This window comes from Agreia sp. VKM Ac-1783 (assembly GCF_900177765.1).
Taxonomy (GTDB): domain Bacteria; phylum Actinomycetota; class Actinomycetes; order Actinomycetales; family Microbacteriaceae; genus Agreia.
On the sequence record NZ_FXWI01000003.1, the window covers coordinates 648,972 to 666,884 of the forward strand.

Genomic DNA, 17,913 nt, shown 5'->3' on the forward strand with positions numbered 1-17,913 from the left:
CCGGAGATTCCAAAACTAATCAAGAAAAGCGGTGGACAGGCGCGTCGGATGCGCATATAGTTGACCTTTGCGCTCCCAGTAAAACCATGCCCTCATATCGCGGTCGGCAGCCATGGTCTTACATCCCCGAACTTCTTGACAAATGTAGGTCGAAGCCGGGTGCGATCGCAAACGAAACATCCTTATTAGTCAACCGACAGTACTGAGACCCGACGGGGTCCACGGAGGTTATTTCCTTGGCTGCTGCGCGCAACGCAACCACCAACTCACCCAAGACCGGGAGAAACGCATCGCGTCTCTCGTTCGCGAAGATCACAGACACACTCACGGTCCCGGATCTGCTCGCCCTGCAGACCGAGAGCTTCGACTGGCTCGTCGGCAACGACATCTGGAAAGAGCGCGTCGCCGAGGCGAAGAAGGCCGGTCGTCAAGACCTGGCCAACAACTCGGGACTCGAGGAGATCTTCGAAGAGATCTCCCCGATCGAGGACCTCGGCGAGACGATGCAGCTGAGCTTCACCGCTCCGTTCCTCGAGCCTGAGAAGTACACGATCGACGAGTGCAAGGAGCGCGGCAAGACCTACGCGGCTCCCCTCTACGTCGAGGCCGAGTTCATGAACCACCAGACCGGTGAGATCAAGACGCAGACCGTCTTCATGGGCGACTTCCCGCTCATGACCGAGCGCGGTACGTTCATCATCAACGGCACCGAGCGTGTCGTCGTCTCGCAGCTCGTGCGCAGCCCCGGCGTGTACTTCGAGCGCGCCCAGGAGAAGACGTCCGACAAGGACATCTACTCCTCGCGCATCATCCCGAGCCGTGGTGCATGGCTCGAGTTCGAGATCGACAAGCGCGACCAGGTCGGCGTTCGCATCGACCGCAAGCGCAAGCAGAGCGTCACCGTCTTCCTCAAGGCCCTCGGCCTCACGAGCGAAGAGATCCTCTCCGAGTTCAAGGGATACGCATCCATCGAGGCCACCCTCGAGAAGGACACGATCCTCACCAAAGAAGAGGCGCTGAAAGACATCTACCGCAAGCTCCGTCCGGGCGAGCAGGTTGCTGCCGAGGCCGCGCGTGCGCTGCTCGACAACTTCTACTTCAACTCGAAGCGCTACGACCTGGCGAAGGTGGGTCGTTACAAGATCAACCGCAAGCTCGGCATCGAGAGTGCGCTGAGCAACTCCGTGCTCACGGTCGAGGACATCATCGCCACGATCAAGTACCTGGTCGCTCTTCACGACAACCAGACCACGATCCCCGGCACCCGCGAGGGCAAGAAGGTCGACATCCGTCTCGACGTCGATGACATCGACCACTTCGGAAACCGTCGTATCCGCGCCGTGGGCGAGCTCATCCAGAACCAGGTCCGTACGGGTCTGTCTCGTATGGAGCGCGTCGTCCGCGAGCGTATGACCACTCAGGACATCGAGGCCATCACCCCGCAGACCCTGATCAACGTGCGCCCCGTCGTCGCCGCGATCAAGGAGTTCTTCGGAACCAGCCAGCTGTCGCAGTTCATGGACCAGAACAACCCCCTCGCGGGTCTGACGCACAAGCGTCGCCTCTCCGCGCTGGGCCCGGGTGGTCTGAGCCGTGAGCGCGCCGGTGTCGAGGTGCGAGACGTTCACCCGTCGCACTACGGCCGCATGTGCCCCATCGAGACCCCTGAAGGCCCGAACATCGGTCTGATCGGATCGCTCGCCTCGTTCGCGCGCATCAACTCGTTCGGTTTCATCGAGACCCCGTACCGTCGCGTCGTCGACGGCGTGGTCACGGCGACCATCGACTACCTCACCGCCAGCGAAGAAGACGAGTACATCGTCGCCCAGGCCAACGCGCCGCTCACAGGTGAGGCCCGCTTCGCCGAGTCGCGCGTCCTCGCTCGCCGCAAGGGCGGAGAGGTCGACCTGTTCCCGGCCGAGGACATCGGCTACATGGACGTCTCGCCGCGCCAGATGGTGTCGGTCGCGACCAGCCTCATCCCCTTCCTCGAGCACGACGATGCGAACCGCGCCCTCATGGGTGCCAACATGCAGCGCCAGGCTGTTCCGCTGCTGCGCAGCGAGAGCCCGCTCGTGGGAACCGGTATGGAGGGCTACGCGGCCATCGACGCCGGAGACGTGGTCACCACGCTCAAGGCCGGTGTCGTCTCCGAGGTCTCGGCAGACGTCGTCACCATCCAGCTCGACGAGGGCGGAACGCAGGACTACTACCTGCGCAAGTTCGACCGCTCGAACCAGGGCACCAGCTACAACCACCGTGTGATCGTCGCCGAGGGCGAGCGGGTCGAGGTCGGCCAGGTTCTGGCCGATGGTCCCGCCACCGAGAACGGCGAGCTCGCGCTCGGAAAGAACCTGCTCGTGGCATTCATGCCGTGGGAAGGCTACAACTTCGAAGACGCGATGATCCTGAGCCAGAACCTGGTGAAAGACGACGTGCTCTCCTCGATCCACATCGAGGAGTACGAGGTCGACGCGCGCGACACCAAGCTGGGTAAAGAGGAGATCACCCGTGACCTCCCCAACGTCTCGCCTGAGCTGCTCGCAGACCTCGACGAGCGCGGCATCATCCGCATCGGTGCCGAGGTCCGCCCCGGCGACATCCTCGTCGGCAAGGTCACACCCAAGGGTGAGACCGAGCTCAGCGCCGAGGAGCGCCTGCTGCGCGCCATCTTCAACGAGAAGAGCCGCGAGGTTCGCGACACGTCGCTGAAGGTGCCCCACGGTGAGCAGGGAACGATCATCGCCGTCAAGGAGTTCTCGGCCGAGAACGACGACGAGCTCGGTTCGGGCGTCAACCAGCGCGTTGTCGTCTACATCGCTCAGAAGCGCAAGATCACCGAGGGCGACAAGCTCGCAGGCCGTCACGGCAACAAGGGCGTCATCTCCAAGATCCTTCCGGTCGAAGACATGCCGTTCCTCGCCGACGGAACCCCCGTCGACATCGTGCTGAACCCGCTGGGTATTCCTGGACGAATGAACTTCGGACAGGTCCTCGAGACCCACCTCGGCTGGATCGCCAAGCAGGGCTGGGAGGTCGAAGGCAAGCCCAAGTGGGCTGCCGAGCTGCCCGAGCAGGCCCGCAAGGCCGCTCCGAACACCAAGGTCGCGACCCCCGTGTTTGACGGTGCGTTCGAGGAGGAGATCGCCGGTCTGCTCGACTCGACGACTCCGACCCGCGACGGTGACCGCCTCATCGGCTCCTCCGGAAAGGCCCGCCTGTTCGACGGCCGCTCCGGTGAGCCGTACCCCGAGCCCATCTCGGTCGGTTACATGTACATCCTGAAGCTGCACCACCTCGTCGACGACAAGATCCACGCGCGTTCGACGGGTCCGTACTCCATGATCACGCAGCAGCCGCTGGGTGGTAAGGCACAGTTCGGTGGACAGCGTTTCGGTGAGATGGAGGTCTGGGCCCTCGAGGCCTATGGAGCCGCGTACGCGCTCCAGGAGCTCCTGACCATCAAGTCCGACGACATCCTCGGCCGAGTCAAGGTCTACGAGGCGATCGTCAAGGGCGAGAACATCCAGGAGCCCGGTATTCCCGAGAGCTTCAAGGTGCTCATCAAGGAGATGCAGTCGCTGTGTCTGAACGTCGAGGTCCTCTCGGCCGACGGAACAGCAGTGAGCCTGCGCGACACGGATGACGAGGTCTTCCGTGCAGCTGAGGAGCTCGGCATCAACATCTCCACCCGGTTCGAGTCGTCGTCCATCGACGACATCTGATCCGGCTTAGTTACTTAGCTGACGCAACCTTCAGGAGAAGAGAAAACATTGCTGGACGTTACAACATTTGACGAACTGCGCATCGGTCTCGCCACGGCAGACGATATCCGCAAGTGGTCACACGGTGAGGTAAAGAAGCCGGAGACGATCAACTACCGCACGCTGAAGCCCGAGAAGGACGGCCTCTTCGGAGAGCAGATCTTCGGGCCGAGCCGTGACTGGGAGTGTTCCTGCGGCAAGTACAAGCGGGTGCGATTCAAGGGAATCGTCTGCGAGCGCTGCGGCGTCGAGGTCACCAAGTCCTCGGTTCGTCGTGAGCGCATGGGCCACATCGAGCTCGCCGCTCCCGTCACCCACATCTGGTACTTCAAGGGCGTTCCGTCGCGCTTGGGCTACCTGCTCGACATGGCGCCGAAAGACCTCGAGAAGGTCATCTACTTCGCCGCCTACATGATCATCTCGGTCGACGAGGATGCTCGCCACGAAGACATGCCCGGCCTTGAGAACGAGCTCCGCCTCGAGATCAAGACCCTGTCCGACCAGCGTGACTCCACGATCGCGAACCGCCTCCAGCGGCTCGAGACCGATCTGGCAGCCCTTGAGGCCGAAGGCGCCAAGAGCGACCAGAAGCGTCGCACGAAGGACTCCGCCGAGAAGGAGATGGGACAGACCCGCAAGGCGTACGACGAGCAGATCGGTCAGCTCGAGCGCGTGTGGGAGGACTTCCGCAGCCTCAAGGTCGGCGAGCTCAAGCCGGAAGACGCCGTCTTCCACGAGCTGCAGGACCGCTACGGCCAGTACTTCAGCGCCTACATGGGCGCCGAGGCCATCAAGAAGCGCCTCGAGGCGTTCGACCTGGTGACGGAGGGTGAGAATCTCCACCTGCAGATCGCCGAGGGCAAGGGCCAGAAGAAGATCCGTGCCATCAAGCGCCTGCGCGTGGTGTCCTCCTTCCTCGCGACCGGCAACTCGCCGGCCGCCATGGTGCTCGACGTCGTTCCGGTCATTCCGCCGGAGCTGCGCCCCATGGTGCAGCTCGACGGTGGCCGCTTCGCAACAAGCGACCTGAACGACCTCTACCGTCGTGTGATCAACCGCAACAACCGTCTCCGCCGCCTGCTCGACCTCGGTGCCCCCGAGATCATCGTGAACAACGAGAAGCGCATGCTGCAGGAGGCCGTCGACGCACTGTTCGACAACGGTCGTCGTGGACGCCCCGTCACCGGTACCGGCAACCGCGCCCTCAAGTCCCTGAGCGACATGCTCAAGGGAAAGCAGGGTCGTTTCCGTCAGAACCTGCTCGGAAAGCGCGTCGACTACTCCGGTCGTTCGGTCATCATCGTCGGTCCCCAGCTCAAGCTGCACCAGTGTGGTCTGCCCAAGCAGATGGCACTCGAGCTGTTCAAGCCGTTCGTGATCAAGCGCCTGATCGACCTGAGCCACGCTCAGAACATCAAGGCCGCGAAGCGCATGGTCGAGCGCAGCCGTCCGCAGGTCTGGGACGTGCTCGAAGAGATCATCCGCGAGCGTCCTGTGCTGCTGAACCGTGCACCTACGCTTCACCGACTGGGCATCCAGGCTTTCGAGCCTCAGCTCGTCGAGGGCAAGGCGATTCAGCTTCACCCCCTCGTCTGTGCGGCGTTCAACGCCGACTTCGATGGTGACCAGATGGCCGTGCACCTGCCGCTGAGTGTCGAGGCCCAGGCCGAGGCGCGCATCCTGATGCTCGCATCGAACAACATCCTGAAGCCTTCTGACGGTCGCCCGGTGACCCTGCCCACACAGGACATGATCATCGGTCTGCACCACCTCACCACGGTGAAAGAGGGAGCGACCGGCGAAGGCCGCGCGTTCTCCTCGGTCGCCGAGGCGATCCTGGCGCACGACCAGAAGTCGCTCGACCTCAACGCACCCGTGAAGATCCGTCTGCACGACGTGCACTTCGGCGAGAACGAGGGTCCGGCCGACTATGTCGACGGCCCCGTCATCGTCGAGACCACGCTGGGTCGCGCACTCTTCAACGAGGCGCTGCCGGCCGACTACCCGTACATCCAGGCCGTGGCCGACAAGGGTCAGCTTTCAGAGATCGTCAACGATCTCGCCGAGCGCTACCCCAAGGTCGAGGTCGCTGCATCGCTCGACCGCATCAAGGACGCCGGTTTCTACTGGGCCAGCCGTTCGGGTGTGACCGTTGCGCTCTCCGACATCCTGACTCCGCCGAACAAGCGCGAGATCGTTCAGGGCTACGAGAAGCAGGCCGCCAAGGTCCAGGGCCAGTTCGAGAAGGGTCTCACGACCGACCTCGAGCGTCGCCAGGAGCTCATCCAGATCTGGACCAAGGCAACCGAAGAGGTCGCGCAGGCCATGCGCGACAACTTCCCGAAGGACAACACCATCAACCGCATGGTGACCTCCGGTGCTCGTGGTAACTGGCTGCAGGTGCGCAACATCGCCGGTATGCGAGGCCTCGTGAACAACCCGAAGGGTGAGATCATCCCTCGCCCGATCATCTCGAGCTACCGCGAAGGACTCTCGGTCGCCGAGTACTTCATCGCGACGCACGGTGCCCGTAAGGGTCTGGCCGACACGGCCCTCCGTACGGCCGACTCGGGTTACCTCACGCGTCGTCTCGTCGACGTGTCACAAGACGTCATCATCCGCGAAGACGACTGTGGCACCACCAAGGGTCTCGATCTCCCGATCGCGATCGAGGGTGCCGACGGCAAGTGGACCAAGGATCCGAACGTCGAGAACTCGGTGTTCGCACGGTCGCTCGCGGCCGACGCGGTCGACGCCAAGGGCACTGTCGTGGCCGAGGCCGGAGACGACGTCGGAGACGTTCTGATCGACAAGCTGGTTGCGGCCGGAGTCAACATCATCAAGGTGCGCTCCGTTCTCACGTGTGAGTCGGCCGTCGGTGTGTGTGCTGCCTGCTATGGCCGCTCGCTCGCCACGGGTCTGCTCGTCGACATCGGTGAGGCCGTCGGTATCATCGCGGCCCAGTCGATCGGTGAGCCCGGAACCCAGCTGACGATGCGTACCTTCCACACCGGTGGTTCGGCGTCCGCAGATGACATCACGCAGGGTCTGCCCCGTGTGCAGGAGCTGTTCGAGGCTCGTACCCCCAAGGGTGCGTCCCCGATCGCCGAAGCCGCAGGCCGCGTGCACATCGAAGACACCGATCGCAGCCGAAAGGTCATCCTGACGCCCGACAACGGCGACGAGCCGATCGCCTACCCGGTGCTGAAGCGTTCGACGCTTCTCATCGAAGACGGTCAGCACGTCGAGCTCGGACAGCAGATCATCATCGGTGCCGTCGACCCGAAGGAGGTTCTGCGCGTCAAGGGTGTCCGCGAAGTGCAGAAGCACCTCGTGGGCGGCGTCCAGGGCGTCTACCGCTCGCAGGGTGTTCCGATTCACGACAAGCACATCGAGGTCATCGTTCGTCAGATGCTCCGCAAGGTGACTGTCGTCGAGCACGGTGACACCGACCTGCTGCCGGGCGAGCTCGTCGACCGGGCGCGTTACAACACGCTCAACCGCGAGGCGCTCACCCAGGGCAAGAAGACCGCATCCGCTCGCCAGGAGGTCATGGGTATCACCAAGGCCTCCCTCGCGACCGAGTCGTGGCTGTCGGCCGCGTCGTTCCAGGAGACCACGCGTGTTCTCACGCAGGCCGCCATGGAGGGCAAGTCCGACCCGCTGATGGGTCTGAAGGAGAACGTCATCATCGGTAAGCTCATCCCCGCTGGAACGGGACTGCCGCGTTACCGCGACGTCGCCGTCGAGGCGACCGATGAGGCGAAGGCGGAGCGTTACCCGAACCGCATCTTCACCGATGACGCATCGTTCTCAGAAGCCGACCTGTCGTTCGTCGACTTCGACAGCTTCTCGAGTGACGACTACACCCCGGGAACCTACAACTAAGCAGGTCACCCACTGAGAGAGCCCCTCACCGTTCGCGGTGAGGGGCTCTTCTCTCGTTAAAGCGCCCGCCACGTGACCGGATGCGGTCCGGCTGCCGCGAGCGAAGGCATCCGCTCGATGATGGCCGGGTCGAATCCCGCGAGGAGCACGACGTTGCCGGCCTCGCGACCGTCGAGCAGAGCAGAGGGGCCGATCATCGCGACACGAGGGAACACCGCCGAGAGCGCAGCGAGCTGAGCATCGCTGCGCGCGAGGTCGGCGTCGTCGGCCACATTCGCGAGCAGGGTTCCGCCAGGCGAGAGTACGCTTCGCACGGCCCTGAAGAAGGCAGTCGTCACGAGGTGGGCGGGGGTCTCGAGGCCCGAGTACAGGTCGCAGATCACGACGTCGGCCAGCCCCGTCCAGCCTGAATCGGCAGAAGCGAGGGCGTCGAGAGCAGTGAGAGCATCGCTCTCGATCAGGTCGATCGTGGCGGATCGCGGCAGGGGAGCCTCTTCGAGAACGAAGGGAACCAGCCCTTTCTCGCTCTCCACAGCGAGTTGGCGAGACCCCGGTCTCGTCTCGGCGACGTAGCGGGCAAGCGTGAGGGCTCCGGCGCCCAGGTGCAGCACGGTGATCGGCTCCGCAGCGCGGGATATCAGATCGATGGCCGTTCCCATGCGACTCACGTAGTCGTAGAAGAGATGACGTGGATCGCGCAGAGAGACGTGGGATTGCGGCACGGAATCGAGGCTCAGGGTCAGCGCGCCCGCGACGAATGGATCGGGGCTCAGCCGGGCGACCGTCCCCGACGGAAGGACTCTCTCGACTGCCTCTGGCACAGGCACGAGCATAAGCCGTCCCCACCGCGAACAGGGGCGAGCCCGAGCGTAATAAACTGGGCCGCGACAGGCGACGATGACCGTCGACGGCATGGCGGGAGTTCAGGTGAGTGCTGGGTTGATGCGCGTCGAGTGGCATGCGCCGGTGACGCTCCATATTCACCCCGATGTCCTCGACCCGAAGGCAAGCCAGCTTCGATCGTCGGCCGACGGTGCCGTGCAGTTGCTGATTGGGGCCGAGGTGTCTGTGCTGGTGCGGGTGCAGGATGCCGGTGCGCCGGTTTCTGCTCAGATCGGCCAGGTCATCGGGGGTGTCACATCGATAGACCTCGACGACGCGGGCAGCCTCGACGACGACACCGTCCTGAAGGCGGGGTCGATCGTCGCTGATGGCGACGCGATCGTCCAGCCGCTGACCCGAACGGGCAACGATGTCGACGACACGATCATCGGCCAGCCGGCTCTCGTGGCCGCCGAAGGCAGCGAAACCGACGCCGACGATCAGACCATCCTGGGGCAGCCGGCCGCGTTGACCGACGTGATCGACGATCCGGATGCCTCCGCCGACACGGTCATCGGCCCTGGTCGACGGCGTCGCGAGAGCCGGCCGGTCGCTCCCGCCCAGGCCCCCGCATCCGCCGTGGCCGGCACACCCCTCCTGCCGCCCGCACCCCTCCTGCCGCCCGCACTGCCCGCCATCCCAGCCAGCGCGCACGTCAACGCCGGCGGATCCCCGCCGGTCAGCCGACGAACGCGCATCGAGCCGACCCACGCATCCGGTGCGTCGGTCGCTCTCGCCGTGGCTTTTCCCGACGGGCGCACGGTCGCCCTCGACCGTACCGTCTACGTCGGCCGATCCCCGAAGAGCCCGCGCATCACATCCGGCGTCGTACCCGAGCTCGTGGCCGTGCCTTCGCCACGACGAGAGGTCAGCTCGACCCACGTCGAGATTCAGCAGGAAGGTCGCGCCGTCGTGGTGCGCGATCTCGGGTCGACGAACGGAACTCGGGTGCGGGTTCCGGGCGCGGCGCCGTCGATGCTCAGCCCCGGAGCGAGCCGTGTGGTCGCCACCGGAACGCTGCTCGATCTGGGTGACGACGTGGTGCTCGAGATCGTCGAGCGACCGGGCGCGGTTCCTACCGAGGGCGCGTCGTGGTGAGCGTCGCCGCGTCGACCGTCGGCGCCCGCACCGTCGCGCTTCCTGACGGCGTCGGCCAGCTCGGCCTCTCGTGGGCGGCTCAGACGAACAAGGGTCTGAAACGCGCCGGCAACCAGGACAGCTACCTCGCGGCGGCGCCCGTCTTCGCCGTGGCCGACGGCATGGGAGGCCACGCGGCGGGCGACGAGGCGAGCGCCGCGGTCGTCGCCCGACTGGCCCAGTACATCTCGGGCGACTTCGCGTCGACCGACGAGATCGCTCAGGCGCTGCGCCAGGCGAGCGACGACATCGGAGAGATCGGCGTCGGCCACGACAGACCCGGGTCCGGCACGACGGTCACCGGAATCGCCCTCACCATTCAGGGGCAGCGGCCGTATTGGGCCGTCTTCAACATCGGCGACTCGCGGGTGTATTCGCTCCTCGATGGTGTTCTGACCCAGCTGACGGTCGATCACTCCGCCGTGCAGGCGATGGTCGACGCGGGCAGCATCACCGCTATCGAGGCGGAGTCGCACCCGAACCGGAACATCATTACGCGAGCCGTGGGCTTCGGCAAGAACCCGGTTCCCGATCTCTGGTTCATTCCCGTCGCGGAGGGCGCTCGGCTCCTGATCTGCTCCGACGGGTTGACGAAAGAGGTCGATACCGACCTCATCCGTCTGCTCCTGTCGGAGGCGATCGATGCCGATGATGCAGCCGGCCTGCTGCTGGAGGCTGCACTCGCCGCGGGTGGCCGGGACAACGTGACGACCGTGGTCGTGGAGGTCGTCAGAAGCGACGCCGTCGACGACGCCGACACGACCCTTCCCCGCTTCGACTGAACCGTGTCACCCTGATTGGGGGCACCCCGTCTGGCGCTCGAGACACACGATGCCGGTGATGGCATATGTACAGTGGAGGGACGGCTTTCGGGGGACAGTCAAAAAGGTTTTCGCCCCGCCCCACGTAACCGTCTCGAAAGAGGAACGCCCATGGCTCGCAGGCTGCCGTCACAGCCGCCGGTTCTCGCGGGCTACACGCATCTGCGGGCGCTGGGCAAGGGTGGCTTCGCCGACGTCTTCCTCTATGAACAGGCACTGCCCCGAGCCGACGTCGCCGTCAAGGTCCTCCTGCCGGGCGTGGCCAGCAACAGCGTGCGCGCGATGTTCCTCTCCGAGGCCAATCTGATGTCGCAACTCGCGACGCATCCATCGGTCGTCACGGTGCACGCCGCGAGCATCGCGCCCGACGGTCGCCCCTACCTCGTGATGGAATACTGCCCCTCGTCGTTCGGCACGCGGTACAAGACCGAACGCATCCCCCTGGCGGAGGTGTTGACGGCGGGCGTCAAGATCGGCAGTGCGCTCGAGAGCGCCCACCGGCTCGGCTTTCTGCACCGCGACATCAAGCCGTCGAACATCCTCATCACGCAGTACAACCATCCCGTGCTCGCCGACTTCGGCATCGCTGCCACCGTGGCCGAGGCCGATCGCGACGAGGCCGAGGGCATGAGCGTGCCCTGGTCGGCGCCCGAGGTGCTGCAGTCCGAGACGCGGGGAACGGTGCGCAGCGAGGTCTGGTCGCTGGCCGCGACGCTCTACTCCATGCTCGCCGGTCGAAGCCCGTTCGAGTATCCGGGCAAGAGCAACACTCGCGACGATCTGCAGCGCCGCATCGTCGGCCGCGATCGGGTGCCGCCCACGGGTCGACCGGATGTTCCGGCCGAGCTCGAGACGCTCCTCGCGTCGTGCATGTCGAAGAGCCCGGCAGCGCGGCCGGCGAGCGTTCTCGAAGTGGTTCGTGGGCTGCAGCTGATCGAATCGACGCTCTCGCTACCGCAGACGTCGGCCGACATCTCGAATGAAGCGTTTGCCAGCGGGGCGCAGCGCGCGGCGGCCCCAGCGCCGCTGACGAGAGCGGCGCAGGGCGGCGTCTCGGTGCGTGCCGCAGGCGAGGCTCGCGTGCGGCACCGCGGACGTCGGAGCGACACCGTGCACGAGTCGACCGATTCGAGCGTCACCGTCATCAGGCAGGCGACCACCTCACGCGCCAAGCCGCTGCGCAGGCCCGGGGTGATCGCCGCCGTCGTCGGCAGCGCGGTGGTGCTCGTGGCGGCGATCGTCGCCGCGGTCGCGCTCGTCTTGGGCGCGCTCAACACCTCGATCCCCGTCGTCAGCGACATCCGAGCGAGCGCCGGTGCCGACGCCATCGTCTTCTCCTGGCGCGACCCCGGGCTCGCAGACGGTGACCTCTACGTGATCCGTGGCGCAGACGGGTCTTCGTCTACCCAGTCGGCCAACGAATTCACGGTTCAGGCAGACCCGCTCGTTCCCGACTGCATCACCGTGCGCGTCTTGCGAGACGGCCGACTCGGCGATCCGTCGGCGCAGAAGTGCTCATCGGCTGGAGACGGCGGATGATCTTCCGCTGGCTGCGCGCGCACGCGTCTCAGGCGATCTCGACGGCGAGTGTCCTCGTGGTCACCGCCGTGGTGCTGGCGATCGCGCTCGCGTCGACGGGGTACACCGAACAAAAGGTCGAACTCGACGACGCATCGGTCTGGGTGACGAACGGAGCGCGTCAGGTGGTGGGCCGCGCGAACACCGATGTGTTCGAACTCAACACGGTCGTGCCGAGCGAAGGCAGTGACATCGATGTGCTGCAGCGGGGCGATACCGTGCTCGCCCACAATCACACGAGCAATACCCTCCAGATCATCGATCCGGCCTCGTCGCAGGTCACCTCCACGATTCCGCTGCCGGCGGGCGACCCCGACGTGATGCTGGCCGACGGTCAGATCGTCATCCACTCGGGGACCACGGGCGAGGTGTGGGCGGTGCGCCAGGCCAATCTCGATTCGTTCGACGAATCGGCGAAGCCGCTGCTGAGCCTCGATGCGGGCAGCGTGGTGGCCGTCGACGACTCCGGCACGCTGGTGGGTTTCGATCGTCAATCGCGACGACTCGTGACGGCAGATCTCTCCTCCGGTGCCGAGCCCCGATCCGAGGCGGTCACCGGCCTCGATCTGCAAGCCACCGACGAGCTCCAGATCACGCGCACCGGCGGCGTCGCATCCGTTCTCGATGCCACGAGCCGGCAGCTGGTGGTAGACGGGCGGCCGATAGACCTGTCCGACCGTGTCACCTCGTCGGCCGAGCTTCGGCTCGCCGCGCCGAGCACACGGAGCGGGGCGCTATTGCTGGCCCACACGGGCGGGCTGCTCGGCATCGACACGTCGTCGGGTGCGGTCGAGCAGTTGGTCGAGGCCGCCGACGGCAGACCGACACAGCCGCTCGTCGACGATGGATGCGCGTACGCGGCGTGGGCCGACGGCTCGACCTGGCAGCGTTGCGATTCGTCGGATGCGGTGCGCGGCCAGCTGGCCGGGGTCTCGGCTGACGACGATCTCGCGTTTCGCAGCAACGGACGCTACGTGGTTCTCAATGATCGCGGCGCGGGACGCGTGTGGGCCGTGCAGCACGAGAACAGGCTCATCGACAACTGGGATCAGCTGATCGACAAAGACGACGACCCCCAGCAAGACGACGAGATCGACGACGACACACCGCCCGAACTCGTCAAGGATCAACAGCCGCCCGTAGCGACCCCCGACGATTTCGGAGCCCGTCCCGGTGTGTCGAGCATTCTTCCCGTGCTGCTGAACGACTACGACCCGAACGGCGATGTCCTCTCGATCACAGCGACCTCCGAGATCGATCCCGCCATCGCGCGAGTCGATCTCGTCAGCACGGCTCAACAACTCCAGGTCACACTGACGCCGCAGGCATCCGGAACCTTCTCGTTCGACTACAGCATCTCCGACGGGAGGGGCGGCACGGCGTCGAACACCGTGAACGTGACCGTGCGCGCGCCCGGCGAGAACTCGGCGCCCGTTCAGGCGAGAACGACGAAGGCGAGCGTGGCCGCCGGGGGAGTCTTCACAGCGAATGTGCTCGGCGACTGGTACGACCCTGACGGCGACCCCATGTATCTCGAGGACGCGCAGGCGGGTGAGCCCGACCGCGTCTCTTTCTCGCCCGCTGGTGAACTCGACTTCCGTGACGGCGGCACGGTGGCGGCCGAGAAGGACATCGGGCTGCAGGTCTCCGACTTCACCCTGTCGGGCACGGGGCAGCTGCGGGTCACCGTCCTGGATCCCGGTACCGTTCCTCTCCTCACGGAGGGATTCCTGGTGCAGGGCTACACCGGTCAGGAACTGCAGATCTCGCCGCTGGCGCACGTGCGCGGAGGTACCGGCGCGATCCGCCTCAGCACCGTCGCCGACTATCCCGAGACCAAGATCACCCCGAACTACGCCAAGGGCACGTTCCGCTTTCTGGCGCAGAACGCCGGGGTGCACTATCTGTCGTACTCGGTAACAGACGCCGCGCAGCAGACCGCCACCGGAATCATCCGCGTTGACATCGCCGCCGCGCCGGATGCCTCGACGAAGCCGATCACGGTGCCGACGGTGGCCTTCCTCTACCAGCAGCAGACAGACACCGTCGACGTGCTCGCCTCCGACATCGACCCGGCCGGGGGCGTTCTGAGCATCGCGGGCGTGGCCGGTGTGCCGTCGTCATCCGGCGTCGTCGTCGAGATCATCGAGCACCGCCTCCTGCGTGTTCGGCTGAATAACCCGCTCGATGCACCCGTCACCTTCACCTACACGGCCACGAACGGGTTCTCGAGCGCCGAGGGAACCGTCACGATCTACCAGGTGCCCGAGCCTAAGAGGCTGCAGGCACCGGTGGCGGTGGCGGACAGCGTCTCGGTGCGCGTGGGCCAGGTCATCGACATCCCTGTGGTGGCCAACGACGAGCATCCGAACCGCAAGCCGCTCGTGCTCGATCCCGTGCTCGTGCAGAACGTGCCGTCCGGCGGCGGGCTGCTCTTCGCATCCGGCAACCGCCTGCGCTATCTTGCGCCCGATGAGCCGGGCGATTACACGGCCATCTACCGCCTGGGAACGACGGCCGACGTGCAGTTCGATACGGCCCAGGTGACGATCGCGGTCAGAGAGGCCGACGCCGCGACGAATACAGCCCCGGTGCCGCCCACCCTGTCGGGCCGCGTCCTCGCCGGTGACAGCGTGACGATCCCGGTGCCGTTGGGCGACATGGATGCCGATGGCGATTCGGTGAGGCTCGTGGGCGCCGCGTCGAATCCGGCGCAGGGCAGCGTGATGGTCTCGGGCGACGGATTGACCTACACGGCGGGCGCTGCGTCACAGGGCACCGACACCTTCTCATACGAGGTGGTCGACAGCCTCGGGGCGCGCGCGACGGGGACGGTGCGGGTGGGTATCAGCCCGAGCTTCGACACGGCAAGCCTTCCCGTCGCGGTCGACGACGTCGTCGTCACGACGCCGGGTACCGCCATCACCGTGCGCGTGCTCGAGAATGACTCGGACCCGAACGCGAGTCCGCTCAAGGTCGTCGGTGCGGAGTCCGCCGTCGCCGACGTAGACGTGCCCAAGTCGGCCGACCGCATCACGTTCCACGCGCCGAAGACAGAGGGCGACTACGCGGTGCTCTACACGATTCAGAACGACGGCGGGCAACAGGCATCCGCCTGGCTTCGCGTTCGGGTCGATGCCGGGGCGCCGCCGGTGCGGCCGGAGGCTGACGACACCGTGCTCAACCTGACAGACATCCAGGGTCGTGACGATGTCACCGTCGATGTGATGCGCAAGGTCTTCTACGCCGAAGGAGACGTCGGCTCGCTCAGACTGTCGTTGGTGCCGGGATACGACACGACGGCATCCGTCCTGCCGAACAATCGGGTGCGCGTCGCGGTGCAGCAGAAGAGCCAGATCATTCCGTTCGTCGTCTCCACAGCCGACGATGACAGCGTCAGCGCTTCCGCGTTCATCTGGGTACCCGGTCTCGAGGATGCTCTGCCCGAGTTGCGCACCACGGCCAAGCCCCTGCAGGTGCTGAGTGGCGACACCCTGTCGATCAACATCAACGATTATGTGGTCGCCGCGGGTGGCAGGCAGGTTCGTCTGACCGATGAGGCCACGGTCAAGGCCAGCAACGCCGACGGAACGAACCTCGTGGTCGACCCTCGCACCCTGCGGTTCACGAGTCGCGACGGGTACTGGGGCCCGGCATCGCTGTCATTCGAGGTGACCGATGGGTCGGGCCCTGACGACCCGAACGGACACAAGGCCGTGATCGTGCTCGCCATCACCGTCACTCCTCGAGACAACCAGCCTCCCGTCTTCTCCGGTGCGCAGCTCGGTCTGCAGCCGGGTGATGACCGAGTGATCGAGCTGCGTGATCTCACGAAGTACCCGTATCCGGCCGACATGGATCAGCTCGTCTACGAGGTGACCTCTCAGCCGGGCTCGGGATTCTCGGCCTCGGTGTCGGGTTCACAACTCAGGGTCGCCGCCGCCGCGGACGCCAAAGTCGGCAGCGCATCCGAGCTCACCGTGGGTGTGCGCGACGCGAAGAACGAGGGCAAAGCCGGCATCGTCAAACTCTCGGAGGTCACGTCTACCCGCCCGCTCGTGAGCCCGGGGGCCGACAGCCTCACGATCCGTCGCGGTGGAACGGCCACCATCCCTGTGCTCGAGAATGACACGGCAACCAATCCGTTCCCCGACACGCCCCTGTCGGTCGGGGCCGTGCAGGGCGCCGTTCCGGCCGGTGTGCAGGTCACCCCGAGCGCCGACAAGAGCACGCTCTCGGTCACGGTGTCGCCTCAGGTCGACCTCAAGGCCACCGGACAGGTCACGATGCAGTACCAGGTCGTCGACGCGACGAAGGATCCGACGCGCGCCACCTGGGGGACTGTCACGATCACGATCGTGGACGTACCAGACCAACCCGCTGCGCCGGTGCTCTCCGGCGCAGGGTTCGTCAACGGCCAGCTCAGTGTGTCGGCGGCGCCACTTCCGTACCCCAACGGGGCCCCGATCACGTCGTTCATCATTCGCAGCGACGACAACGGCGGATATTCGAAGGACTGCGGAGCCTCGGCAACCTGCCTCCTCAACGATCTTCAGGCGGGTAAGAACTACACGTTCTACTCGATCGCCGTCAACGAGTACGGAGAATCGTCCCCGAGCGCCCGGAGCGTTCCGATGCGCAGCGACTACATTCCCGCGCCGCCGCAGCAGGTCACGATCGCGCGCGAGGCCGCCGACCAGGCTCAGTCGAACGAGGGGTACGTCGTCGTGTCGTGGAAGTCGATTCCCGATCCGAACCCCGGCAGTGCGGTGCAGCGAGTGCGGGTGCAGATCGGGGGATCGACGATCGAGGTCGACAGGTCGGCCACCTCGCTGCGATACAAGGGAGTTCCCGGCACCGAGTACTCGGCCCAGGTGTGGGCCGAGAACGGAGCCGACACGCTCTACCCGGGTCAGATTCCCTGGAACAGGTCGAGTTCGGGCTCGGTCACAGCTGCTGGTCGTCCCGTGGCGACCGCGGTCACGGCGACGATCGTCGACGATGCCGGATCGGTGCGCGTCGACTGGTCGGCGTTCGGCGCCAACGGTGGATCCGGCGTGACGTACAACGTGGTGCGCTACGGGGCGCAGGCTTCTGTGCCCAACTGCAGCCAGGCATCCGGCACGCGCGCTGTCTCGCCCGGCGTCATCGTGCCGTCAGCCGATGGCGACGTCGGCTCTCGCTTCGTCTACGTGGTCTACGCCGACAACGGCTGGGGATGCACGTCGGCTCAGACCGGGAGCATTCGAGTGCTGATCCCCCCGGCTCCGCCGACGGTGGCTCTGAAATATCAAAGCCCCAGCGGCGGCATCTACGGTGTTGCAGTAGATACTGCCGCGCCGATCACGCTGCCGAACACCAACACGTCGGAATACACCATCCAGGTCTCCGGGGGAGGCGCGGTCACGAAGAACTCGCCGCTCACGGGATCCGGTCCGTGGACCTTCACCTCGTGCATCACGAGCGAGGGAACCACTCGATGCAGCGAGCCCGGAGCGCCCACGAACGCGCTCACCCCCGTGAACGCGAACGCGGCGGTCGCGTCGTGTGTGGCCGGAGGCGCGGTTTCGGCTGCGCTTGAGAGTCCTGGATCGGTCTCGTGGACCTTCCAGTACTCCTTCAGATCGTCGCTCGCCGGCATCCCCGGAATCTGGTCGGCGTGGTCAGACGACCCTACGGTGCCGACGCTGAGCACTCTGGCCGACTCCCAAGAGGTGGTCGTTCGAACGATCGGCAATGGGGGAGACTTTACGAGCGGTACCGACCAGAACGACCTGCGACAGCGTGGCAGCGGCAAGAAGTGCGGCTGAGGCACAGACGATGACGACACCAGGAGTACGACC

7 protein-coding genes are annotated in these 17,913 nt (G+C 65.6%); 6 read left to right on the plus strand and 1 reads right to left on the minus strand.

Features of this window, described 5'->3' with window-relative positions; all coding sequences use genetic code 11:
- Window positions 1-236: 236 nt before the first annotated feature.
- Complete coding sequence (rpoB, locus tag CCK87_RS12735; RefSeq protein ID WP_085484838.1) at window positions 237-3,725, plus strand: DNA-directed RNA polymerase subunit beta; 3,489 nt, start codon at window positions 237-239, stop codon at window positions 3,723-3,725.
- Between the two features lie 48 nt (window positions 3,726-3,773).
- Complete coding sequence (locus CCK87_RS12740; protein ID WP_085484840.1) at window positions 3,774-7,652, plus strand: DNA-directed RNA polymerase subunit beta'; 3,879 nt, start codon at window positions 3,774-3,776, stop codon at window positions 7,650-7,652.
- 56 nt (window positions 7,653-7,708) lie between these two features.
- On the opposite strand, the gene CCK87_RS12745 is transcribed toward CCK87_RS12740, so the two are convergent.
- On the minus strand, window positions 7,709-8,473 hold the full coding sequence (locus CCK87_RS12745; RefSeq protein WP_140162842.1) for a fused MFS/spermidine synthase: 765 nt from the start codon (window positions 8,471-8,473) through the stop codon (window positions 7,709-7,711).
- A 76-nt stretch (window positions 8,474-8,549) separates the two neighbouring features.
- Here CCK87_RS12745 and CCK87_RS12750 point away from each other — a divergent pair, with 76 nt between their 5' ends.
- From CCK87_RS12750 to CCK87_RS12765, 4 genes are all read left to right on the plus strand, one after another.
- Window positions 8,550-9,632, plus strand: a complete 1,083-nt coding sequence (locus tag CCK87_RS12750) for an FHA domain-containing protein (RefSeq protein WP_086461760.1) — start codon at window positions 8,550-8,552, stop codon at window positions 9,630-9,632.
- Window positions 9,626-10,453 (plus strand): protein phosphatase 2C domain-containing protein, encoded by an 828-nt coding sequence (locus CCK87_RS12755; protein ID WP_249273881.1) that lies wholly within the window; start codon window positions 9,626-9,628, stop codon window positions 10,451-10,453. The genes CCK87_RS12750 and CCK87_RS12755 overlap by 7 nt, the downstream gene beginning before the upstream one ends.
- Before the next feature lie 150 nt (window positions 10,454-10,603).
- A complete protein-coding gene (locus CCK87_RS12760; protein WP_086461761.1) occupies window positions 10,604-12,031 on the plus strand; it encodes a serine/threonine-protein kinase in 1,428 nt (475 codons plus the stop codon).
- Window positions 12,028-17,880 (plus strand): Ig-like domain-containing protein, encoded by a 5,853-nt coding sequence (locus tag CCK87_RS12765; RefSeq protein ID WP_086461762.1) that lies wholly within the window; start codon window positions 12,028-12,030, stop codon window positions 17,878-17,880. The genes CCK87_RS12760 and CCK87_RS12765 overlap by 4 nt, the downstream gene beginning before the upstream one ends.
- Window positions 17,881-17,913: the final 33 nt, after the last annotated feature.

Excerpts from the sequence above, each read along its gene's own strand:
- CCK87_RS12750 (WP_086461760.1), top strand. The coding sequence starts at position 8,550 with ATGACCGTCGACGGCATGGCGGGAGTTCAGGTGAGTGCTGGGTTGATG.
- CCK87_RS12760 (WP_086461761.1), top strand. The coding sequence starts at position 10,604 with ATGGCTCGCAGGCTGCCGTCACAGCCGCCGGTTCTCGCGGGCTACACG.
- CCK87_RS12765 (WP_086461762.1), top strand. The coding sequence starts at position 12,028 with ATGATCTTCCGCTGGCTGCGCGCGCACGCGTCTCAGGCGATCTCGACG.